This window comes from Paraburkholderia sp. 40 (genome assembly GCF_050434105.1).
In the GTDB taxonomy this organism is placed as follows: Bacteria; Pseudomonadota; Gammaproteobacteria; order Burkholderiales; family Burkholderiaceae; genus Paraburkholderia; species Paraburkholderia tuberum.
Genome location: NZ_JBNPVY010000004.1, coordinates 2300062 through 2321169, shown reverse-complemented (window position 1 = coordinate 2321169; position 21108 = coordinate 2300062). Strand labels below are relative to the sequence as shown.

The following is a 21108-nucleotide window of genomic DNA, read 5'->3' as shown; positions in this document are numbered from 1 at the left end:
AAGCGTGGCCTTCGCTCAAAGAAAGAAGCGTTCTGTGTTGATGAAACCGCGTGCGTTCTCTTCGCATGCGGTGCGGCAAACTTCGGCGACCTCGGGCCGCGCGTCGCTCAACTCGAGCTTGACGGGTCTCGGCGCGTACTCGGGGTTCGGGTCGAGCGGGTGCTGGATCGCGGTGAGCACGACGAGCGTGTTCATCGGTGCGTAGAGCTCGATGTAGTTGCCGGCTTTTGAGTTTCCTGGCACGAAACTGAGAACGCCGTCGTCGCTGACATCGACACGGCTGAACAGATTGAGCGTCATCAGCAGGTCAGTGATGCCGAGTCCCCACTTGCCCATTTCGACGAGCAGGTTGTCCGTGCCGTTGCGATAGAACGCGTTGCGCAGCTCCTGGTAGCGGCCTGCTCCGTATCGTTCGCGGACCTCGTCGGCGTTCGAAGCTCCGCCGATGCTGTCGTGCCAGCCACAGGTATCCGCGACGATCGCGGCAAGCACGCGGCCCATGTCGGAGTACAGGCAGTGCCCGACCGTGAGCCTGGCCGTGTGCTGGCACTTCAACGAATCCGGCAGATTGAGCCGTTCGCTCTTTTCCGTCGCGTTGACCATCATCACGCTGACGTTCGCACCGCCGCGCAGGTCGGTCACGCGCAGCGATTGACCGCGCTTGACGATCAGCGACGTATGGCCGCCGCCTGGGACGGTTTCTTCAAGCAATAAGGTCGTAGCTGAGTTCATACCTGAGTTCCCTTCAGTCGGAGACCAGTTCGATATGCGATGCGCCTCGCACGGCAGCCTCGGCGATATGCACGGCGGACATGGAATCGCGGCTACGGTCGAGCGCAATGTTGTAGGTGATGCGCGCGCCATAGGCGCCCGGCGCCTGTGGGTCGACGCGCACCTTGTCGAAAACCAGCACGCGGCTTCCCAACGTGAAGCCTTCTTTCAGGTCATGCGTGACCATGAAGATCGTGAGCTTCGCTTCGCGCCACAGGCCGGAGAGCAGCTCATGCATGTCCTTGCGGATGCCGGGGTCGAGCGCGCCGAACGGTTCGTCGAGCAGCAGCACGCGAGGCTTCATCATCAGCGCCTGCGCGATCGCGAGGCGTTGCTGCATGCCGCCCGACAGCTGCTGCGGAAACTTGTTCAAGGCCGCGGCCAGCCCGACGCGCTCGAGCATGGCCGCTGCCTCGTCTTGCGCCACGCGCCGACGGGCACCGAATAGCCGGCCGGTGAACTTCGCCTGTGGAAGCTCCAGCCCCAGCATTACGTTGCGCAACACGCTCAGATGGTCGAACACCGAGTAGCGTTGAAACACGACGCCGCGATGCCTGTCCGGTTCGCCGGGCAGCGGCTTGCCGTCCAGCAGGATCTCGCCGCGCGTCGCGCGCTCCTGACCCAGCAGCAGGCGCAGAAACGTCGACTTGCCGCAGCCGGACGCGCCGACCATCGAACAGAACTCGCCTTGCTTGACGGTCAGATTCAAACGCTCGAGCACGACCTGGTCGCCGTACTCTTTCCAGACGTTGCGGACTTCGATCATCGCGTGCCTCCGTACCACGGGAAGCACCATTGCGTGATCCGGCGCAGCAGGTCGTCGGTGAGCCATGCGAGCAGCGTGATCCACGCGACGTACGGCAGGATCAGATCCATCGACAGATAGCGGCGCACGAGAAAGATGCGGTAGCCGAGGCCATCGGTCGACGCGATCGCTTCGGCGGCGATCAGAAAGAGCCACGCCGCGCCGAGAGAAAGACGGGTCGCCGCCAGCAGACGCGGCAGCAGTTGCGGCAGCACCAGACGCAGAATCAGCGTCCAGCTGGTGGCGCCGAGCGTCTGCGCCTTGACCCACAGCTCGACCGGAATCTCGCGGGTGCGGGCATGCAGATCGCGAATGATCACCGGCGTGATGCCGACGACGATCAGCACGACCTTCGACAACTCGTCGAGCCCGAACACGATGAACAGGATCGGCAGCACCGCCAGCGGCGGCACCATTGAGATCACGGTGATGAATGGCGACAGCGTCGCGCTGACGAGCGGAAACGAACCGGTCGCGATCGCGGCCACCAGTGCGATCACGGCACTGACGACAAGGCCGATGCCGAGCCGCCGCAAGCTCGACAGCGTGTCGGTCCACAACAGATACTCGCCGGTGCGCTTGTCCTCGGTGAAGGCGGCCGACTTCACCGCGTCGCTCATTTGCGCCGCGCTCGGCAGCAGCTTGTCATCGGGATTGAGCGAGAGCCGCATCGAGGACCCGGTGAAGTAGACCGCGAACAGCACGACGAACGGCAGCAGAAGCAGCATCAAGCCGCCGATCCGGCTCGGATGTCGATTGATGAGTCGCATGGTGAGCGCCTGGTTGGAAAGCTGGGATGCGAGCCCGCGATAGCGAGCCCCCGGCGAGTGCCTGGAAGGTCCGAGTCAGAGCTTGCCCGCGGCCGCCATCGCGACGTAGGTCGGATCGAAACGCAGCTTGACGTTGTTCTTGTTGCCGACGACGACGCCCTTGTCGAACGCCATGCCGACCGCGTCCGCGCTCTTCGCGTCCTGTCCGAGCAGGCCGTGATCGAAAGAGAACTTCGCGACGCGCGTCATGATCTTCGGCATGTCGGCGCTGGTGACGAAGTCGAGCGCGGCTTGCGGCGAATAGAAGAGCGCGGTCGTCGACAGTTGGCCCTTGAAGTTGGCGAGATCGGTGCCCGAGGCCTTCGCCATCGCGTTCAGCGCGGACGTGCTGGCCGCGGAGTCCGTGTGCATCAGCGCGACCATTTCGAACCATGCACCGGTCAGCGCTTTGCCGAGGGCGGGGTTCTGCTGCAACGTCTTCGTGTTGACGACCATCATGTCCATGATTTCGCCGGGGATCTTGCTGGAGTCGAAGACTTCGCTGACGTTCGGCTGTGACTTCAGGTCCGCGAGCATCGGATTCCAGGTGACCGCGTTGTGAACCGTGGGGGTCGCGAATGCGCCCGAGATGTCGGCATCCGAGGTGTTCACGACCTTGAGGTCGCGCTCGCTCATGTGAGCGCTTTCGAGCGCGCGTGCGAGCAGGTAGTGGGAGACGGAGAACTGCACGAGGTTGACCTGCTGCCCCTTCAGGTCGGCGATCTGCTTGCTCTTGCCCTTCATCAGCACGCCGTCGTTGCCGTTCGAATAGTCGCTGACGATCAGGGCCGTCGAATCCACGCCGCCGGAGGCGGGAATCGTGAGCGCGTCCATGTTGGTCATCGCGCAGCCGTCGAACTTGCCGGCCGTGTATTGATTGATGGACTCGACGTAGTCGTTCAGCTGCACGACGTCGACATTGATGCCGTATTTCCTGGCCCATTTAGACACGATGCCTTGGGTTTTCGCCTCACCCCATGGCATCCAGCCGGCGTAGATGGTCCAGCAAACCTTGAAGTCGTTGCGGCCCGCGGCGAACGTGGGGCTCGAGGCGAAGGTGGCGAGGGAGACAGCGGCGATGCCAAGACAGCGAACGAGCTTGAACATGGGTTGACCTCGGAGGGGACGGTTAGCGACGGCAGGGAGCAGCGCAAACATCGCGTTCTCTCCCGGGCTTTTGTCCCGCCGTGTAACCTCGCCTGAGGTCGACAGCTCTCGGACCAGCACCTGCGTGAAGCAGGCCGGAACCCTAGCCGTCCATTTCCAGATTGTTTGTCGAACCGGAGGTTGCGCCGGCTCCTTGCGCGGTCTTTAAAGCGGGAAGTGTGCCAGTGGCCATACCGCGGGTTGGTCGTTAGCTTTGTGCGGCGAAGGGCAAGTTTTTGCCCTGGGGCGGGGAAGGTGTGCACTGATGTGTGTCAGGGAGTGCACTCGATTCGGGCGTGAGAGGACGGGTATCCGACTCAGCGATGCCAGATAAGATGTAACGGTCGTAGCGGGCTGCCTTGGTGCTCGCATGCGTCTGCGCCGTTCGAACGTGTTATTTGATGCCATTCCTATCAAATGCGAAACGAACCGCAAGTCAATGTCGTCCGGCAGATTCCACGCAGCGTGTGGGTTCTGGGATGTGTGAGTCTTTTCATGGACATCTCATCCGAAATCATCCACAGCCTGCTGCCGATGTTTCTGCTGGCAAGCCTTGGCGCCGGCGCCGGCACGATTGGGCTCATCGAGGGCATCGCGGAGGCCACGGCCCAGATGGTCAAGGTGTTTTCGGGAACGCTGAGTGACTACCTCGGCAACCGAAAGTGGCTCGCCGTAACCGGGTATTCGCTCGGCGCAATGAGCAAGCCGCTTTTTGCCATTGCGTCGTCGGTTGGAGTCGTGGTGACGGCGCGCATCATTGACCGTGTCGGCAAGGGCATTCGCGGTGCGCCTCGCGATGCACTCATCGCGGATGTCACGCCGCAGCACCTGCGTGGCGCGGCCTTCGGTCTGCGCCAGTCGCTCGATACGGTCGGTGCGTTCCTCGGACCGCTGCTGGCCGTTCTCATCATGCTGATATGGGCAGATAATTTTCGGCTTGCCTTCTGGCTTGCCGTCATTCCCGGTGTGCTCGCGGTCGCGCTGTTGACGGTTGGTATCACGGAGCCTGAGCACGAGCCTCGCGCCAAAAGAAGCAATCCTGTGCGGTGGCAGAGTCTCAGGGAGCTTGGTTTGGACTACTGGTGGGTCGTAGGGATAGGCGCCGTTTTTGCGTTGGCGCGATTCAGCGAGGCTTTTCTGGTGCTGCGTGCGATGGGCAGCGGCGTACCGATTGCGCTCGTTCCGCTCGTCATGGTGGCAATGAATATCGTCTACGCGCTGTCCGCTTATCCGTTCGGGAAGCTCGCGGACACGATGCGGCATACGCGGCTGCTGATAGGTGGTCTGATCGCGTTGATTGGCGCCGACCTCGTGCTTGCACACGGCACCCACTGGAGCATAGTCGTCGTAGGCGTAGCGCTGTGGGGGCTGCACATGGGGATGACGCAAGGCCTGCTCGCTACGATGGTCGCGCACACGGCACCTGCGCATCTGCGCGGGACTGCGTTCGGTTTCTTCAATCTGCTGAGCGGCATCGTGACGCTGGTTTCGAGCGTTATCGCAGGCCAGTTGTGGGAACGTCTGGGCGCAGCCACGACCTTTTATGCGGGCGCAGCCTTCGGTCTGATGACCGTGGTGCTGCTGCTCTTTCACCCGACACCGGCTCAATCTCTTCACGACCTGAGCTAACGTGGCATAGCCGGGGTATCCGTCTGGAAAATGCGCGCATTGTTGCCGCTATTCCCCCAACCTTGAGTGGTGTGTCGCTGCGTCTGCCTGAACTCGGATGCCCATCGGTCGTCAGGCTTCGTGGCAGCGTTTCAAAACAAAAAAGCCGCTGTCCTTGTGGGACAGCGGCTTTTTCTTGAAGCTGGTGGCGAATCAGGGACTCGAACCCCGGACCTGCGGATTATGATTCCGTCGCTCTAACCGACTGAGCTAATTCGCCGAAAGAAGCGAAATTATGCTGGGGGAGCCGGAGGCTGTCAACCCCCGGCTCCCAACTTTTTCAGATAGCTCCGGCTGTTGTCGGTCCACTCAATCCTTCGCGTAGATATCCGAGTCCTTGGTTTCGCGCACGAACAGCATGCCGATCACGAAGGTGACCAACGCGATGATGATCGGATACCAGAGCCCCGAGTAGATGTTGCCCTTCGCCGCGACGATCGCGAACGCGGTGGCCGGCAGGAAGCCGCCGAACCAGCCATTGCCGATGTGGTACGGCAGCGACATCGACGTATAACGGATTCGCGTCGGGAACATCTCGACCAGCATCGCCGCGATCGGCCCGTAGACCATCGTCACGTAGATCACGAGGATCGTCAGGATCACGATGCTCATCGGCCAGTTGATCTGAGCCGGATCGGCCTTCGGCGGGTAGCCGGCGGCCTTCAGCGTCGCGGCGAGCGTCTTCTCGAACGTCTTGGCTTGCTCCTTCGCGTCGCCGGCGCGGCCGTCGAACGTGTTGACGACCGTATCGCCCACGCGGATCTGCGCGATCGTGCCGGCAGGAGCCGCGACGTTGTTGTAGTTCAGGCCGGCTCGCGACAGCGCGCCCTTCGCGATGTCGCATGAGCTCGTGAACTTCGCCGTGCCCACCGGGTTGAACTGGAACGAGCACTCGGCCGGATCGGCGATCACGACGATTGGCGACTTCGCGGTTGCCGCTTCGAGCGCCGGGTTCGTGTAGTGCGTGAGCGCCTTGAACAGCGGGAAATAGGTGAGTGCGGCGATCAGCAGGCCGGCCATGATGATCGGCTTGCGGCCGATGCGATCCGACAGCGAGCCGAAGAACAGGAAGAACGGCGTGCCGATCAGCAGCGCGAGCGCGATCATGATGTTGGCGCTCGAACCGTCGACCCTCAGCGTCTGCGTGAGGAAGAACAGCGTGTAGAACTGGCCCGTGTACCAGACGACAGCCTGGCCGGCCGTCAGGCCGAGCAGCGCGAGAATCACGACCTTCAGGTTCTTCCATTGGCCGAACGCTTCGGAAAGCGGCGCCTTCGAGGTCTTGCCCTCGGCCTTGATGCGCGCGAACACCGGCGACTCATGCAGTTGCAGGCGAATCCACACCGACACCGCGAGCAGCAGGATCGACACGACGAACGGAATGCGCCAGCCCCAGGCGCCGAACGCGTCTTCGCCCATGAACGTGCGAACGCCGAGAATCACGAGCAGCGACAGGAACAGACCGAGCGTGGCGGTAGTCTGGATCCATGCGGTGTAGAAGCCGCGGCGGTTCGCCGGCGCGTGTTCGGCCACGTAGGTCGCGGCGCCGCCATACTCGCCGCCGAGCGCGAGACCCTGCAGCAGGCGCATCGCAATGAAGAGCACCGGCGAAGCGATGCCGATCGCCGCGTAGCCCGGCAGGAAGCCGACGAGGAACGTCGACAGGCCCATGATGATGATCGTGATCAGGAACGTGTACTTGCGCCCGACCATGTCGCCGAGCCGCCCGAATACGATCGCGCCGAACGGCCGCACCGCGAAGCCCGCCGCGAAGCTGAGCAGCGTGAAGATGAACGCCGCGGTCGGATTGACGCCGGAGAAGAAGCTCTTGCTGATGAAGGCCGCAAGCGAGCCGGCCAGATAAAAGTCATACCACTCGAAAACCGTACCCAGCGACGATGCGAAGATCACCCGCTTCTCCTCGCGCGTCATCGGCACGTGCGAGAATTGCCCGCCAACGGTAGCCATATGTCGTCTCCAATATTGATATACACGCGGATCGCCGGCACAGGCGTTCACGTGCAACCGATTATTGGAGTGGAAACTTACGGCGTTCTGACTCGGCGCCGGAACCTGGGGTAGTCCGGTAAGCCGACGAATAGGCGTTCAATTTCCGCTAATGTGCTGGTATGTTCGCGCAACCCGCGCTGAAATATCTCAAAAATACGCTGCCCGTCAAGCTGACGATAGAGGCGCGTTAGGGTAAGTCCCGCCCCGTTCGAGCACGTGCAAGCTGACGCGCACCAGTGTGCCGGCGAGCCGCGGCGACTCCTGGTAGACGTTGTCGTCGATGGCGAGCTCGCCGCCGTGCATTGCCGCAATCTCGCGCACGATCGCGAGGCCGAGGCCGCTGCCGTCGCCCTCGCGGCCCAGAATCCGGTAAAAGCGCTCGACCACACGCGAGCGCTCGCTGGCCGGAATGCCGAGCCCGGTGTCCTCAACCTCCAGATGCACGAGCCGCGCGGGGACGTCGTGCCGCACGCGCACGGTGATGCGGCCGCCCGCCGGCGTATAGCGGATCGCGTTGTCGATCAGGTTCGACAGCATTTCGCGCAGCATCACCGGATTGCCGGCGACTTCGACCGGCTCGTCGGGCGCTTCGTAGCCGATGTCCATCTGCTTCGCGAGCGCGGCCTGCACCCATTCGCGCACCGCGCTGCGCGCGAGTTCGCCCAGTTCGAGCGGCGTGAAGATCTGTCCCGACCGACGGTTTTCCGCGCGCGCCAGCGCGAGCAATTGCGTGACGAGCCGCGCGGCGTGCTCGGAGCTCGTCGCGATCTGTTCGAGCGAGCGATGAACCTCGGCCGACGCGTTCAGGCGCAGCGCGAGCTCGGCCTGCGTGCGCAGGCCGGCCAGCGGCGTTTTCATCTGATGCGCGGCGTCGGCGATGAAGCGCTTCTGCAGCTCCATGTTCTGTTCGAGGCGCGTGAGCAGATCGTTGAACGACGTGACGAGCGGCTCGATTTCCGGCGGCGCGCGGCGCGCTTCGAGCGGCGACAGATCGTCCGGCCGGCGCGCGCGGATATGTGCCTGCAGCGCATGCAGCGGCTCGAGCCCGCGCGACAGCCCGAACCACACGAGCAGGATCGCGAGCGGCAGGATCACGAACTGCGGCAGGATCACGCCCTTGATGATGTCGTTGGCGAGCTGGCTGCGCTTGTCGAGCGTTTCGGCGACCTGCACGAGCACGGCCTGCGCGCCCGGCGTCTGCGGAAACTCGACGGTCGTGTAGGCGACGCGGATGTCGTTGCCGCGCAGCACGTCGTCGCGGAATTCGACGAGGCCCGGTGGCGGGCGGTCCTCCTCGTGCGGCAGTGGCATGTCACGCTCGCCGGCCACGAGTTCGCCGCGCGTGCCGAGCACCTGAAAGAACACGCTGTCGACGTTGTCGGCGCGCAGGAAATCGCGCGTCGACTCGGGCAGCGACAGCTCCGCGACGCCGTTGACCGGATGGATCTGGCGCGCGAGCACGTAGGCGTCGGTTTCGAGCGCGCGGTCGAACGGCCCGTTCGCAATCGACTTCGCGACCAGATAGGTGACCGCGAGGCTCATCGGCCAAAGCAGCAGCAGCGGCGCGAGCATCCAGTCGAGAATTTCGCCGAACAGCGAGCGCGGACGCGCTTCGGCGGCGGCTTCGGTTTCGTCGGGCGGGGCGAACGGATTGGCGTAGCGCGCGTCGCGCGCCTCGTCGAGGTCCGCAGCGTGCGCCGTGGCGCGATCAGCGCGTGCGGACATCGCGGGCCTCTATTTGTAGTGGTGGCTCGCCGGCATCGCGGCGGACGACGGCGCGGTGGACGCTTGTGCCGCTTGTGCCGTCTGCGGCTCGGAGCCGGCCGGGGTGGCGGGCGCACTCGCATTCGCCGGCGGCGCCGCTTTTTCGAGACAGTAGCCGAGCCCGCGCACGGTGATGATGCGCACGCCGCTCGGTTCGATCTTCTTGCGCAGCCGGTGCACGTAGACTTCGATCGCGTTGTTGCTGACTTCCTCGCCCCATTCGCATAGATGGTCGACGAGCTGCTCTTTCGAGACCAGCCGGCCTATCCGTTGCAGCAGCACTTCGAGCAGCCCGAGCTCGCGCGCGGACAGATCGATCGCCTGGTCGTTGACGTAGGCGATGCGGCCTACCTGATCGAACGACAGCGAGCCATGCCGCACGACGGTCGGGCCGCCGCCCGCGCCGCGCCGTGTCAGCGCGCGCACGCGCGCTTCGAGTTCGTTCAGCGCGAAGGGCTTGGCCATGTAATCGTCGGCGCCGAGGTCGAGGCCTTTGACGCGTTCGTCGACGCTATCGGCGGCGGTCAGGATCAGCACGGGCAGGTTCGAATTGCGCGCGCGCAGGCGGCGCAGCACCTCGAGCCCGGACATGCGGGGCAGGCCCAGATCGAGGATCAATAGGTCGAACGTCTGCATTGACAACGCGGTATCGGCTTCCACGCCGCTTTTCACGTGATCGACCGCATAGGCCGATTGGCGGAGTGATCGAACCAGACCGTCCGCGAGTATGCTGTCATCTTCGGCAATCAGAATTCGCATGATGCGCCAGCCTGGCTTTGCCGGCACCGTGGGGTTGCCCCGGTGCGCAGCGGTCTCCGAACATTATTGTGGGTAGTTGGGGCGACGCGACAGTAAAAATGCGCGTTCACATCACAATCGCGCTTGCCAAAACTACTGTTTTTTTATACAGTGTCTGCGTTTCGTGTGATGTCCTGGAGACTCCGCTCAATTCGAGTGGAACCACGGGTGCACACCTGCCTCAGACGCCGTTCATCATAGCAAAGGACGATTCATGGAAGAAAGCAAGAAAGGCTCGGCTGGACTGACTGCTGAAAAGAGCAAGGCTCTCGCCGCCGCGCTCGCGCAGATCGAAAAGCAGTTCGGCAAAGGGTCGGTCATGCGGCTCGGCGCAGGTGAGGCAGTCGAAGACATCCAGGTGGTCTCCACCGGATCGCTCGGCCTCGACATCGCACTGGGCGTCGGCGGTTTGCCGCGCGGCCGCGTGGTCGAAATCTACGGTCCGGAATCGTCCGGTAAAACCACGCTGACGCTGCAGGTCGTCGCCGAAATGCAGAAGCTCGGCGGCACCGCGGCGTTCATCGACGCGGAACACGCGCTGGACATTCAATACGCGGGCAAGCTCGGCGTGAACGTCGCCGACCTGCTGGTCTCGCAGCCGGACACCGGCGAACAGGCGCTCGAAATCGCCGACGCGCTGGTGCGCTCGGGCTCGATCGACATGATCGTGATCGACTCGGTCGCGGCGCTGGTGCCGAAGGCGGAAATCGAAGGCGAAATGGGCGACTCGCTGCCGGGTCTGCAGGCGCGTCTGATGTCGCAGGCGCTGCGCAAGCTGACCGGCACGATCAAGCGCACGAACTGCCTCGTGATCTTCATCAATCAGATCCGCATGAAGATCGGCGTGATGTTCGGCAACCCGGAAACCACCACGGGCGGTAACGCGTTGAAGTTCTACGCGTCGGTGCGTCTGGACATTCGCCGCATCGGTTCGATCAAGAAGAACGACGAAGTGATCGGCAACGAAACCCGCGTGAAGGTCGTCAAGAACAAGGTGGCGCCGCCGTTCCGTGAAGCGATTTTCGACATCCTGTACGGCGAGGGCATCTCGCGTCAGGGCGAAATCATCGACCTCGGCGTGCAGGCGAAGATCGTCGACAAGGCCGGCGCATGGTACAGCTACAGCGGCGAGCGCATCGGTCAGGGCAAGGACAACGCGCGTGAATTCCTGCGCGAAAACCCGGACATCGCTCGGGAAATCGAGAACCGTATCCGCGAATCGCTGGGCGTCACCGCGATGGCGAACGCCGTGACCGGCGCGGACGCTGAAGTCGCGGGCGAAGAAGAGTAAGCATCAAGTGATACGCAAAGGCCGGCCGCTGTCCGGTTTCGACTCCGGACGCTATCCGGACGGCCCGCGCGACGCGGCGGACGGATCGCCTGAGTCCGGCGATCCGTTCGAATCGTTCGACGCACATGACCGCGCCGCGAGCCGCGGCCCGCAGCGTACGCGGTCTGCGCCCGCTGCAGCGTCGTCCAGCCGGGATTCCTCCGGACTCGATTCCCCAATCCCCTCCGAAGTCACCTACACCCGCTCGCGCCGCCAATCCGGCGAAGAGAAGCCGGGCCGGTCCGACGAAGACGACAGCAGAAAATCCCAACGCCCCGCCCGTTCGCTGAAAGCGCGCGCGCTCGGCTATCTGTTGCGCCGCGAATATAGCCGCGCCGAACTCGCCCGCAAGCTGAAGCCTTACGTCGAGGAAACCGATTCGCTCGACACGGTGCTCGACGCGCTGCAGGCCGAAAACTGGCTATCCGACTCGCGCTTCGCGGAAAGCCTGATCCATCGGCGCGCATCGCGGCTCGGCACGAGCCGCATTCTCGGCGAACTGAAGCAACACGCGCTCAATCCGGCGCTCGTCGAAGAGGCGAGTGCGCAATTGCGCGAAACCGAACTCGCGCGCGCCCAGGCGCTCTGGCGCAAGAAGTTCGGCCAGTTGCCGCAAACGCCGGCCGAGCGCGCGAAGCAGGCGCGCTTTCTCGCGTCGCGCGGCTTCTCCGGCGCGACGATCGGCAAGATACTGAAGGGTATCGACGACATCGGGGACGGCGACTAACACGCCAGTCTCGACGGGTAGGGCAATTGCCGCGCCGTAACCTGGCGCCAGGCCGTGCGCAATCGGGGCTGTCCCAAATACCCGTTATGCTAAAATTCAGAAGTTTTCCAATCCGGCCTTTCCTTCCCGCATGTCGCTTTCCCCGCCAGTGTCCCGTCAGTTGCGCCATCGTCGCGCAATCAGAGCGGAAGCTTACGAGCGAACCGATGGCCTGTGGGATGTGGAAGCGTGCCTGACCGACGAAAAGCCACGCGATGTGGCGCTTGCGTCGGGTGTCCGGCCCAATGGTCAGCCGATCCATGAACTCTGGCTTCGCATCACCATCGATCGCAAGCTCAATGTCGTCAACGCCGAGGCGTCGTCCGACTGGGTGCCCTATCCAGGGTTGTGCCAGGCCAGCAATCCCGCCTACCGTGCCCTCATCGGGCTCAATCTGTTCCACAACTTCCGTCGCGATGCTGCCCGTTTGCTGGCCGGCACGGCCGGTTGCACGCATCTCACCGAGCTGTGCGCGATCCTGCCGACCGCCGCGATCCAGGCGTTCGCCGGCGACGTATGGAACACCGATGACGGCACGCCTGGCGCGAACGCGGGTCCGGGAGACGAATCGTCTAACGGCACAGGCGAGCATTCCAACGACAAACCGCCATTCCAGCTGGGACGCTGCCACGCGCTGCGTTTCGACGGCGAGGCGGTGAAACAGTTTTATCCGCGCTGGTATGGTCATGCACCGCGTCCGGCGGAACGCGCGGCCTCGTCGGACGGCGCGGCGGCCCGCGAACGATGTGGCGACGCGTCGGCCTGAACGGCGGCAACGGAATCGAAGTTCTATCCAACTCTCAGACTGAAGGGAATCACGCATGAAGATTCACGAGTACCAGGGTAAGGAAATCCTGCGGAAATTCGGCGTCGCGGTACCGCGCGGCAAGCCGGTCTTCTCGGTGGATGATGCGGTCAAGGCCGCGGAAGAGCTGGGCGGCCCGGTGTGGGTCGTGAAGGCTCAGATCCACGCGGGTGGCCGTGGCAAGGGCGGCGGCGTCAAGGTCGCCAAGTCGCTGGAACAGGTTCGCGAGTACTCGAACCAGATCCTCGGCATGCAGCTCGTCACGCACCAGACCGGTCCGGAAGGCCAGAAGGTGAACCGCCTGCTGATCGAAGAAGGCGCCGACATCAAGAAGGAACTGTATGTCGGTCTCGTGATCGATCGCGTTTCGCAGAAGATCGTCGTGATGGCGTCGAGCGAAGGCGGCATGGACGTCGAAGAAGTCGCGGAAAAGACGCCTGAGCTGATCCACAAGGTTGCCGTCGATCCGTCGACTGGCCTGAAGGACCCGGAAGCAGACGACCTCGCGAAGAAGATCGGCGTGCCCGACGCTTCGATCCCGCAAGCTCGCGCGATCCTGCAAGGCCTGTACAAGGCATTCTGGGAAACCGACGCATCGCTCGCCGAAATCAACCCGCTGATCCTGACCGGCGACGGCAAGGTCATCGCACTCGACGCGAAGTTCAACTTCGACTCGAATGCGCTGTTCCGTCACCCGGAAATCGTCGCGTACCGCGATCTGGACGAAGAAGATCCGGCTGAAATCGAAGCGTCGAAGTTCGACCTCGCGTACATCTCGCTCGACGGCAACATCGGCTGTCTGGTGAACGGCGCTGGCCTCGCAATGGCAACGATGGACACCATCAAGCTGTTCGGCGGCGAACCGGCGAACTTCCTCGACGTCGGCGGTGGCGCGACGACCGAGAAGGTCACCGAAGCGTTCAAAATCATGCTGAAGAACCCGAACCTGACCGCGATTCTGGTCAACATCTTCGGTGGCATCATGCGCTGCGACGTGATCGCGGAAGGCGTGATCGCGGCGTCGAAGGCCGTATCGCTGAAGGTGCCGCTCGTGGTCCGCATGAAGGGCACGAACGAAGACCTGGGCAAGAAGATGCTCGCCGAATCCGGCCTGCCGATCATCTCGGCGGACAGCATGGAAGAGGCGGCTCAGAAGGTCGTCGCGGCTGCTTCGGGCAAGGCGTAAGCCAGCTGTCCACGGCGCATTTACCAGCTCATTTGCCAGGTTTACGAGTGGCGGCGCGCAAGCGACACAGGCGTGAAGCATCGCGCCGAGTGGCGCTACCGCGCGACGCCAAACGAACAGAGGTCAATACATGTCGATTCTGATCAACAAAGACACCAAGGTCATCACGCAGGGCATCACCGGCAAGACCGGTCAGTTCCACACGCGTGCTTGCCGTGAATACGCAAACGGCCGCGAAGCGTACGTCGCGGGCGTGAACCCGAAGCGCGCCGGCGAAGATTTCGAAGGCATCCCCATCTACGCGAGCGTCGCTGAAGCCAAGGCTGAGACGGGCGCGACCGTGTCGGTGATTTACGTTCCGCCGGCAGGCGCTGCCGCCGCCATCTGGGAAGCAGTCGAAGCCGACCTGGATCTCGCAATCTGTATCACGGAAGGCATTCCCGTGCGCGACATGATCGAGATCAAGGACCGTATGCGTCGCGAAAACCGCAAGACGCTGCTGCTCGGACCGAACTGCCCGGGCACGATCACGCCGGACGAGCTGAAGATCGGCATCATGCCGGGTCACATCCATCGCAAGGGCCGCATCGGCGTCGTGTCGCGTTCGGGCACGCTGACGTATGAAGCAGTCGGCCAGCTGACCTCGATCGGCCTCGGCCAGTCGTCGGCAGTCGGCATCGGCGGCGACCCGATCAACGGTCTGAAGCACATCGACGTGATGAAGATGTTCAACGACGATCCGGATACGGACGCCGTCATCATGATCGGCGAAATCGGCGGTCCGGACGAGGCGAACGCCGCTGAGTGGATCAAGGGCAACATGAAGAAGCCGGTCGTCGGCTTCATTGCTGGCGTCACGGCGCCTCCGGGCAAGCGCATGGGCCACGCCGGCGCGCTGATCTCGGGCGGCGCGGACACCGCTGAAGCAAAGCTGGAAATCATGGACGCGTGCGGTATCAAGGTCACGAAGAACCCGTCGGAAATGGCGCGTCTTCTGAAGGCGATGCTGTAAATCGAATTCGCGTGCCGTTGGCGCGCGATTTTGATACGCTTACGAACTCCTTTCGTGAGCGGGCGGTCCCGAAAAGCGGGGGAGTGCAGACTCCCCCGCTTTTTTTCGTCCGCGCTTGCGCCGCGGTTCTGTCCGCGCGGTCGATTTTTTCTTATGCTTTTTTCCATGCTCGAATTCTTCACGACCCTCCATTGGGGCTCGGTCTTTCAGATCATCGTCATCGACGTTCTGCTCGGCGGCGACAACGCGGTCGTGATCGCGCTCGCCTGCCGCAACCTGCCGCGGTCGCAGCGCATGCGTGGGATCGTGTGGGGGACCGCCGGCGCGATCGCGCTGCGCGTCGTGCTGATCGCGTTCGCGGTCGTGCTGCTCGACGCGCCGTTCCTGAAGTTCGCGGGCGGCTTGCTGCTGCTGTGGATCGGCGTGCGCCTGCTCGCGCCGGCGCACGACGCTCACGACAACGTGGAGCCGGCCGACAAGCTGATCTCGGCGGTGAAGACGATCATCATCGCGGATGCGGTGATGAGCGTCGACAACGTGATCGCGATCGCGGGCGCCGCCGAAGCCGCCGAGCACGAGCACCGGTTGGCTTTGGTGATCTTTGGCCTCGTCGTGAGCATTCCGCTGATCGTGTGGGGCAGCCAGCTGATTCTGAAGCTGCTCGATCGCTTTCCCGGCATCGTACTGTTCGGCGCGGGCCTGCTCGGCTGGATCGCGGGTGGTCTGATGGTCAACGACCCGGCCGGCGACCGCTGGCCGATCCTCGACACGCCAGTCGCCGAATACGGGATGAGCATCGCGGGCGCGCTGTTCGTCGTGATCGTCGGTTATCTGTTGAAGCGCCGTAACGCGAAACGCGCGGCGGTGTGAGCATGGCGCTGACGGTGCATCGCTGTCTGATTCGTGATGCCGTCCGAATGCAAGCCTGGCCATCCGGCTGACTGTGACGCGCGAGTTTCGCTCGCTACGATTAAAACGCCTGTTCCCGATCCACGGGCCAGGCGTTTCTCGTATCAGGAGTCTGCCGATGATCGTTACCCTGCCATATTCCCCTTACTCTCAATCGACGCAATCCTCGCGTAGGTCGCGCCGCGCACGCTGGCGCGCGAGCTGGTTCGCGCGCATCTGCCGCCGCTGCGGCGTCGGCTTCACGCTGATCGAGTTGATGATCGTACTCGCGATCGTCGGCGTGATCGCGGCCTACGCGATTCCCGCGTATCAGGACTATCTGGCGCGCAGCCGGGTCGGCGAGGGCTTGTCGCTCGCGGCGTCGGCGCGGCTCGCGGTGGCCGAAAACGCCGCGAGCGGCAACGCGTTCAGCGGCGGTTATGCGTCGCCGCCCGCCACCCGCAACGTCGAGTCCATCCAGATCGACGACGACACTGGTCAGATCACGATCACGTACTCGACGCGTGTCGCGCAGGCCGGCGCAAACACCATGACGCTGGTGCCGTCGGTCCCGGACAACGTCGATGCGCCGAGCGCGCGCGTCGCGTTGAGCAAGGACGCGGTGCAGACCGGCGCGCTGACGTGGGAATGCTTTGCGAGCGGCAAGAGCGCGTCGTCGTTGCCGGCGCCGGGTTCGGGGCCGATGCCAGGCGAGGCGCCGACGCTCGCCGCGAATCTGGCGCCGCCCGAATGCCGTTCATAAGGGGCAAATGAGTGAGTGAACGAGACAGCAGCCGAGCGCTGACTGGATGAGTCGAAGCCACAACGCAAAGGGCTGATTTTCAGCCTATTTCGGCCGGACCGGCGCACAGTGCAACGAAATTTTTGTATAGTGCGCCGGTTGCTGACGCCCACCGTTGATTCGATGCCCACCCCTTTCGCGCGCTACCTGTCTCTCGTACTGCTGGCTCTTGCGTTGATCCTGCCCTACGCGGTTGCCAACCATACGTATCCGATCCCAACCTTCTACGCCGAATTCACCACGCTCGCGCTGTTTCTGCTGACCGGGGCGGCCGTCGTGCTGCTGGTCGCGACCACCCGGCCGCGCGTGAGCTTCGCGTCGCCCACGGTCGCGCTCGTACCCTTGCTGTTCGGCCTCGTGCTGGTCGTGCAGACGCTGGTGCTGCCGGTCGCGGAGCCATCGATGAACTGGCTCGGCGCGGGCTTCCTGCTCGCTGCGTGGATGGCCGTGCATGTGGGCTACGGCTTCACGCGCGTGAAGCTCGACGAGACCGCGTTGCGCTGGGCGGCGGGGGCGTTGATCGTCGGCGGTCTGTTCGCGGTGTTCAGTCAGGTGATCCAGCTGTTTCACCTCGAGACGCGCGTGGCTCCGCTCGTCGTCGCGTACAACATAACCGTCGAGCGCCGGCCGTTCGGCAACATGGCGCAGGCGAACCACCTCGCGACGTATATCGCGTTCGCGATGGCGGGCGCGCTGTACCTCGTGCAGACGCGCCGCATCGCGGTGCCCATCTGGCTGCTCGTGTCGACGATTTTCTCGGTCGGCCTCGCGCTGACCGTGTCGCGGGGTCCATGGCTGCAGATGGGCGTGATCGTCGTCGCCGGCTTCTGGATGGCCTTCGCGCAGACCCGCAACGAACCGAAACTGCGCCGCAGCAACCGTGAATGGCTGGTGCCGATCGCGCTCGCAGTGCTGTTTTTCGTGGTCAATGCGCTGATCCGCTGGACCAACGTGCGCTTTCACCTAGAACTCGGGCAGTCGGCGGCCGAGCGCTTCCAGGATGCCGGCCAGATTGCGCCGCGCCTCGCGCTGATGAAATACGGCTGGACGATGTTCAAGCAGCATCCGCTGCTCGGCGTCGGCTGGGGCGAATTTCCGAGCCATCAGTTCGAGCTCGTCAAGCAGCTGGGCGGCGTCGAAATCGCCAACAACTCGCACGACATTTTCGTCGACCTGCTCGCGAAAACCGGTCTGATCGGTCTCGCGATCGTGCTCGTGGGTCTCGTCGCGTGGCTCGTGCGCGTCGTGCGTGCGCCGCAAAGCGCCGCGCGCGTGTTCGGCATCGCGCTGATCGGCGTGCTGACGATGCATGCGCTCGTCGAGTATCCGCAGCAGTACATGTTCTTCCTGTTGCCCGCGATGTTCGTGTTCGGCCTGCTCGAAACGCGGCCGTTGCGCGCGGTGCCGGCGAATCTGTCGCTCGGCGCGTTCGCGGTGGTGGTGTTCGGCGGACTCGCCGCGCTGTATCCGGTGTATCGCGACTATGCGCGTGCCGAGGTGCTCTACTACGGCGCGCGTCCGGCCGAGCAGTACGGCGCCGATCCGTCGTTCATGTTCGGCGCGTGGGGCGAATACGGTCTCGCGACGCTGCAGCCGATGAATCCGCTGAACCTGCAGCGCAAGCTCGCGATGCACAAGCAGGCGATCGCGCTGTTGCCGGGCGAGACGGTGCTGCGTCGCTACGCGGTGCTGCAGGCGCTGACCGGCGATACCGCGGCGGCGCTCGATACGGTCGAACGCTTGCGGATCTTCGCCGAGGAATTGAAAGACTGGCCGGCGCAGCTCGGCTACCTCTACCAGCTCGTCGACGAGCAGAAGTCGCTCGCGGGCTTCAAGCAGCAGTTGGTGAAGCGCTACGGCACACCGGCGGCCGATGCGACGCCGGAAGACGACAGCGACGACGATTGATCGGACCGCGGAAGCTTAGGCGTGCTGGTGCCGCGGCTTCCTCCCTTCATAGTTCAAAGCTCGGAATACTTCGCGGCCGTGCCTTTCGCCTTGTCGACGGGGTAGCGCGCTTCGTTCAGCTTCAGTTTTTCCGCTGCCGCGTCGACGAGATCGAAGCCGGCGGTATGGGCGACCAGCAGCAGATACATGAACACGTCGGCGCACTCGTGCCTGAGATTCGTCGATTGCGCGGGATCGCCGAGCAGCGCGTCGATCTGCGCATCGGTCTTCCACTGAATCGTCTCCAACAGCTCGCCGGCTTCGATGCCGGTGGAAACGATCAGGTTGCGCAACGTGTGAAACTGCCGCCAGTCGCGCGCGTCGCGAAACGCCAGTAGCTGCTCGAGCAGTTCGTCGATGGTCATGTTGCTATCCGGATAGTTGTCGAACCGCACGTCAAGCTTGCGCCACCCAATCCCCCGATTTCCCGCCATGCTTTTCCATCACCTTCACATCGGTGATGGTCATCCCGCGATCCACCGCCTTGCACATGTCGTACACGGTCAGCAGCCCGATCTGCACGGCGGTAAGCGCCTCCATTTCGACGCCCGTGCGTCCAAACGTCTCGACCTGGACCGTGCAATGCACGCCGGGCATCTGCTCGTCGAGTTCGAAATCGGCCTTCACGCGTGTCAGCGCGAGCGGATGACAGAGCGGAATCAGATCGGCGGTGCGCTTCGAGGCCTGGATCGCCGCGATCCGCGCGATGCCGATCACGTCGCCCTTTTTGGCGTTGCCGTCGCGGATCAGCGCGAACGTGTCGGGCAGCATGCGGATCGAGCCACGCGCGATCGCGATGCGCCTGGTCTCCTGCTTGCCGCCGACGTCCACCATATGCGCGTCACCGGCCGCATCGAAATGAGTGAGTTCAGGCATGGTTGACTCCTTCAGAGGGCGCCTATCATAGCAGTGCGGCGCGGCCTCGAATCGTCGCGGCGACTGATTACATTTGCGCTGTGTCGTGCTCTGAGTTTTGCCTCGTACGCGTCCTGCGACGCCCTTGCCCGTTATCTTAGTCCGGGCCACAGGCGGCGTTTTTCGACTTCGTCAGACCGGCTTCGCGTTGCATCCAAAACGATTCCTCGCTGCGTCGCTATCCATCGCGCTCGCGATGCCGCCGGGCGCGCTCGCGCAATCGACGGGCGGGGCAGCCACCGTGCCGGGAACGTCATCGTCCGAGGCGCCGCTCGTGAGCGGCCCGAGCGACGCGCATGGCGATCCGATCCTGCCGCCCGACATCGCGCGCGGCGTGTTCGGCACCAACGGCGGCGCGCAAAGCTGCCATTTCCAATGGCGGCGGTAGCGGTGGCACTGGCGGCAAAACCGGCAGCAACGACTGGCGCGCGCCGATCGTCGCGCAGCAGTTGCCCGATCTCGGCAGCGGCGGCGCCGGCTCGCTGAGTCCACAGGCCGAACGCAAGCTCGGCGAGCGCGTGATGCGTGAGATACGCCGCGACCCCGACCATCTCGACGACTGGCTCGTGTGCGACTATCTTAATGCGGTTGCCGCCAAGCTAGCGGCAGCGGCCAGCGCGCTGTACATCGGCGGTAATCGTCCGGATTTCGAGCTGTTCGCGGTGCGCGACGCGCAGATCAACGCCTTTTCGCTGCCGGGCGGTTTCATCGGCGTGAACACGGGGCTGATCGTGACGACGCAGACGGAGTCCGAGCTCGCGTCGGTGTACTGTTCGGCGTGCTGGCAGGCGTCGGTTTTCTGCTGCTCGCCGGCGCCGGTTACGATCCATACGCGATGCCCACGTTCCTCCACCGGCTCGACCCCGCGGCGATGAACGAAAACGGCATTCCGGCCTATGCGCGCACGCATCCGCTGACCGTCGAGCGGATCGCGGGCATGGAGGACCGCGCGCGCCGCGCGCCGTACCGGCAACCGCATCAGGATCCCGAGTACGGCTTCGTGCGGGCGCGCTCGCGTCTGTTGCAGGACCATTCGCGCAGCGAATAGGTGGACGAGATTTCGCGATTGCGCTCGGAAATCGAGGACCGCACCGCGCTGAACGTCGCGGCGAACTGGTACGGCATCGCTTACGGGCAGATGCTGCTCGAGCGCTACGACGACGCGGCGGCCTCGCTCGCGAACGCGCGCGCGACGTTCGTCTCGGGCGCGCGTGCGCAAGGCGAGCCCGAGCGCGATTCGCCGAGCCTCGACGTGCTCGCGACCGACATCGCACGGAGTGCCGGTCACACCTACGAAGCCGCGCGTCTCGCCGAGCTCGCGCAGAAGCGCTGGCCGCAATCGAACGCGGCGATCGACATGCATATCCGCACGCTGTTGACGCTGCATCGCTTCACCGACGCGCAGGCGCTCGCGAAGCAGGAGACCCGGGCGCATCCCGATCAACCCGCGTGGTGGCTCTATCTCGCGCAGGCGAGCGCGGGCAGTGGCGATGCATTGACGCAGCATCGCGCGATGGCGGAGAAGTTCGCGCTGGAGGGCGCGTGGCCATCGGCGATCCGGCAGCTGAAGGACGCGCGCGACCTGAATACGATCGGCTATTACGACCTCGCGACCGTCGACGCGCCTGCACGAGATGGAGAGCCGCTACAAGGAGGAGCGGCTCGACGAGAAAGGGTAGGGTGGAC

18 protein-coding genes, 1 tRNA gene, 1 pseudogene and 1 riboswitch are annotated in these 21108 nt (G+C 64.0%); of the genes and pseudogenes, 10 read left to right on the top strand and 10 right to left on the bottom strand.

Features of this window, described 5'->3' with window-relative positions; translation table 11 throughout:
• Positions 1-15 precede the first annotated feature (15 nt).
• The 4 genes from OKW28_RS32485 to OKW28_RS32470 form a co-directional block, all read right to left on the bottom strand.
• Positions 16-732, bottom strand: a complete 717-nt coding sequence (locus OKW28_RS32485) for an urea amidolyase associated protein UAAP1 (RefSeq protein ID WP_429451622.1) — start codon at positions 730-732, stop codon at positions 16-18.
• Positions 733-745: 13 nt separating this feature from the next.
• Complete coding sequence (locus tag OKW28_RS32480) at positions 746-1537, bottom strand: ABC transporter ATP-binding protein (RefSeq protein WP_429451621.1); 792 nt, start codon at positions 1535-1537, stop codon at positions 746-748.
• On the bottom strand, positions 1534-2346 hold the full coding sequence (locus tag OKW28_RS32475) for an ABC transporter permease (protein ID WP_429451619.1): 813 nt from the start codon (positions 2344-2346) through the stop codon (positions 1534-1536). Before OKW28_RS32475 ends, OKW28_RS32480 begins: the two co-directional genes overlap by 4 nt.
• 75 nt (positions 2347-2421) lie before the next feature.
• Positions 2422-3492: a putative urea ABC transporter substrate-binding protein gene (locus OKW28_RS32470; protein ID WP_429451618.1), complete on the bottom strand. Its 1071-nt coding sequence runs from the start codon at positions 3490-3492 to the stop codon at positions 2422-2424.
• 57 nt (positions 3493-3549) lie between these two features.
• A riboswitch (guanidine-I (ykkC/yxkD leader) is annotated at positions 3550-3649 on the bottom strand.
• 299 nt (positions 3650-3948) lie between these two features.
• Between OKW28_RS32470 and OKW28_RS32465 the strand changes: the two genes are divergently transcribed.
• On the top strand, positions 3949-5160 hold the full coding sequence (locus OKW28_RS32465) for an MFS transporter (RefSeq protein ID WP_429451616.1): 1212 nt from the start codon (positions 3949-3951) through the stop codon (positions 5158-5160).
• Positions 5161-5342: 182 nt separating this feature from the next.
• Here OKW28_RS32465 and OKW28_RS32460 read toward each other — a convergent pair.
• The 4 genes from OKW28_RS32460 to OKW28_RS32445 form a co-directional block, all read right to left on the bottom strand.
• A tRNA-Met gene (locus tag OKW28_RS32460) sits at positions 5343-5419 on the bottom strand.
• 89 nt (positions 5420-5508) lie between these two features.
• Positions 5509-7167, bottom strand: a complete 1659-nt coding sequence (locus OKW28_RS32455; protein ID WP_429451615.1) for an MFS transporter — start codon at positions 7165-7167, stop codon at positions 5509-5511.
• 207 nt (positions 7168-7374) lie between these two features.
• A complete protein-coding gene (locus tag OKW28_RS32450) occupies positions 7375-8934 on the bottom strand; it encodes a sensor histidine kinase N-terminal domain-containing protein (RefSeq protein ID WP_429451613.1) in 1560 nt (519 codons plus the stop codon).
• 9 nt (positions 8935-8943) lie between these two features.
• Positions 8944-9732: a response regulator gene (locus OKW28_RS32445; protein WP_429451612.1), complete on the bottom strand. Its 789-nt coding sequence runs from the start codon at positions 9730-9732 to the stop codon at positions 8944-8946.
• A 253-nt stretch (positions 9733-9985) separates the two neighbouring features.
• On the opposite strand from OKW28_RS32445, the gene recA reads away from it, so the two are divergent.
• The 8 genes from recA to OKW28_RS32405 all read left to right on the top strand — a co-directional run bounded on the left by recA (position 9986) and on the right by OKW28_RS32405 (position 18468).
• Positions 9986-11062 carry a recombinase RecA gene (gene recA, locus OKW28_RS32440; protein ID WP_018421721.1) on the top strand — a complete coding sequence of 359 codons (1077 nt, stop codon included), beginning with the start codon at positions 9986-9988 and terminating at the stop codon, positions 11060-11062.
• Between the two features lie 7 nt (positions 11063-11069).
• Positions 11070-11828, top strand: a complete 759-nt coding sequence (gene recX / locus OKW28_RS32435; RefSeq protein ID WP_429451610.1) for a recombination regulator RecX — start codon at positions 11070-11072, stop codon at positions 11826-11828.
• A gap of 130 nt (positions 11829-11958) precedes the next feature.
• Positions 11959-12633 carry a DUF2889 domain-containing protein gene (locus tag OKW28_RS32430; protein ID WP_429451609.1) on the top strand — a complete coding sequence of 225 codons (675 nt, stop codon included), beginning with the start codon at positions 11959-11961 and terminating at the stop codon, positions 12631-12633.
• 55 nt (positions 12634-12688) lie between these two features.
• On the top strand, positions 12689-13858 hold the full coding sequence (gene sucC, locus OKW28_RS32425; RefSeq protein WP_429451608.1) for an ADP-forming succinate--CoA ligase subunit beta: 1170 nt from the start codon (positions 12689-12691) through the stop codon (positions 13856-13858).
• A gap of 130 nt (positions 13859-13988) precedes the next feature.
• A complete protein-coding gene (gene sucD / locus OKW28_RS32420; RefSeq protein ID WP_429451606.1) occupies positions 13989-14870 on the top strand; it encodes a succinate--CoA ligase subunit alpha in 882 nt (293 codons plus the stop codon).
• Positions 14871-15035: 165 nt separating this feature from the next.
• Entirely contained in the window at positions 15036-15740 is a 705-nt protein-coding gene (locus tag OKW28_RS32415) for a TerC family protein (RefSeq protein WP_429454535.1), read from the top strand.
• 157 nt (positions 15741-15897) lie between these two features.
• Positions 15898-16521, top strand: a complete 624-nt coding sequence (locus OKW28_RS32410) for a pilin (protein ID WP_184022992.1) — start codon at positions 15898-15900, stop codon at positions 16519-16521.
• 162 nt (positions 16522-16683) lie between these two features.
• Positions 16684-18468 (top strand): PglL family O-oligosaccharyltransferase, encoded by a 1785-nt coding sequence (locus OKW28_RS32405; protein WP_429451604.1) that lies wholly within the window; start codon positions 16684-16686, stop codon positions 18466-18468.
• 53 nt (positions 18469-18521) lie between these two features.
• Here the strand turns inward: OKW28_RS32405 and OKW28_RS32400 are convergent, their stop codons facing one another.
• Both OKW28_RS32400 and moaC read right to left on the bottom strand, forming a co-directional pair.
• Positions 18522-18872: a nucleotide pyrophosphohydrolase gene (locus tag OKW28_RS32400; RefSeq protein WP_184051401.1), complete on the bottom strand. Its 351-nt coding sequence runs from the start codon at positions 18870-18872 to the stop codon at positions 18522-18524.
• Between the two features lie 31 nt (positions 18873-18903).
• Positions 18904-19383 (bottom strand): cyclic pyranopterin monophosphate synthase MoaC, encoded by a 480-nt coding sequence (moaC, locus tag OKW28_RS32395; protein WP_018421713.1) that lies wholly within the window; start codon positions 19381-19383, stop codon positions 18904-18906.
• Between the two features lie 187 nt (positions 19384-19570).
• Between moaC and OKW28_RS32390 the strand changes: the two are divergent.
• Positions 19571-21101 (top strand): annotated as a pseudogene (locus OKW28_RS32390) (M48 family metalloprotease).
• Positions 21102-21108: the final 7 nt, after the last annotated feature.

Coding starts and splice junctions, on each gene's coding strand:
- OKW28_RS32455 (WP_429451615.1), bottom strand. CDS start 7,167: ATGGCTACCGTTGGCGGGCAATTCTCGCACGTGCCGATGACGCGCGAG.
- sucC (WP_429451608.1), top strand. CDS start 12,689: ATGAAGATTCACGAGTACCAGGGTAAGGAAATCCTGCGGAAATTCGGC.
- OKW28_RS32400 (WP_184051401.1), bottom strand. CDS start 18,872: ATGACCATCGACGAACTGCTCGAGCAGCTACTGGCGTTTCGCGACGCG.
- sucD (WP_429451606.1), top strand. CDS start 13,989: ATGTCGATTCTGATCAACAAAGACACCAAGGTCATCACGCAGGGCATC.
- OKW28_RS32405 (WP_429451604.1), top strand. CDS start 16,684: ATGCCCACCCCTTTCGCGCGCTACCTGTCTCTCGTACTGCTGGCTCTT.
- OKW28_RS32430 (WP_429451609.1), top strand. CDS start 11,959: ATGTCGCTTTCCCCGCCAGTGTCCCGTCAGTTGCGCCATCGTCGCGCA.
- OKW28_RS32475 (WP_429451619.1), bottom strand. CDS start 2,346: ATGCGACTCATCAATCGACATCCGAGCCGGATCGGCGGCTTGATGCTG.
- OKW28_RS32480 (WP_429451621.1), bottom strand. CDS start 1,537: ATGATCGAAGTCCGCAACGTCTGGAAAGAGTACGGCGACCAGGTCGTG.
- OKW28_RS32465 (WP_429451616.1), top strand. CDS start 3,949: ATGCGAAACGAACCGCAAGTCAATGTCGTCCGGCAGATTCCACGCAGC.
- OKW28_RS32470 (WP_429451618.1), bottom strand. CDS start 3,492: ATGTTCAAGCTCGTTCGCTGTCTTGGCATCGCCGCTGTCTCCCTCGCC.
- OKW28_RS32450 (WP_429451613.1), bottom strand. CDS start 8,934: ATGTCCGCACGCGCTGATCGCGCCACGGCGCACGCTGCGGACCTCGAC.
- recA (WP_018421721.1), top strand. CDS start 9,986: ATGGAAGAAAGCAAGAAAGGCTCGGCTGGACTGACTGCTGAAAAGAGC.
- OKW28_RS32445 (WP_429451612.1), bottom strand. CDS start 9,732: ATGCGAATTCTGATTGCCGAAGATGACAGCATACTCGCGGACGGTCTG.
- OKW28_RS32485 (WP_429451622.1), bottom strand. CDS start 732: ATGAACTCAGCTACGACCTTATTGCTTGAAGAAACCGTCCCAGGCGGC.
- moaC (WP_018421713.1), bottom strand. CDS start 19,383: ATGCCTGAACTCACTCATTTCGATGCGGCCGGTGACGCGCATATGGTG.
- OKW28_RS32415 (WP_429454535.1), top strand. CDS start 15,036: ATGCTCGAATTCTTCACGACCCTCCATTGGGGCTCGGTCTTTCAGATC.
- OKW28_RS32410 (WP_184022992.1), top strand. CDS start 15,898: ATGATCGTTACCCTGCCATATTCCCCTTACTCTCAATCGACGCAATCC.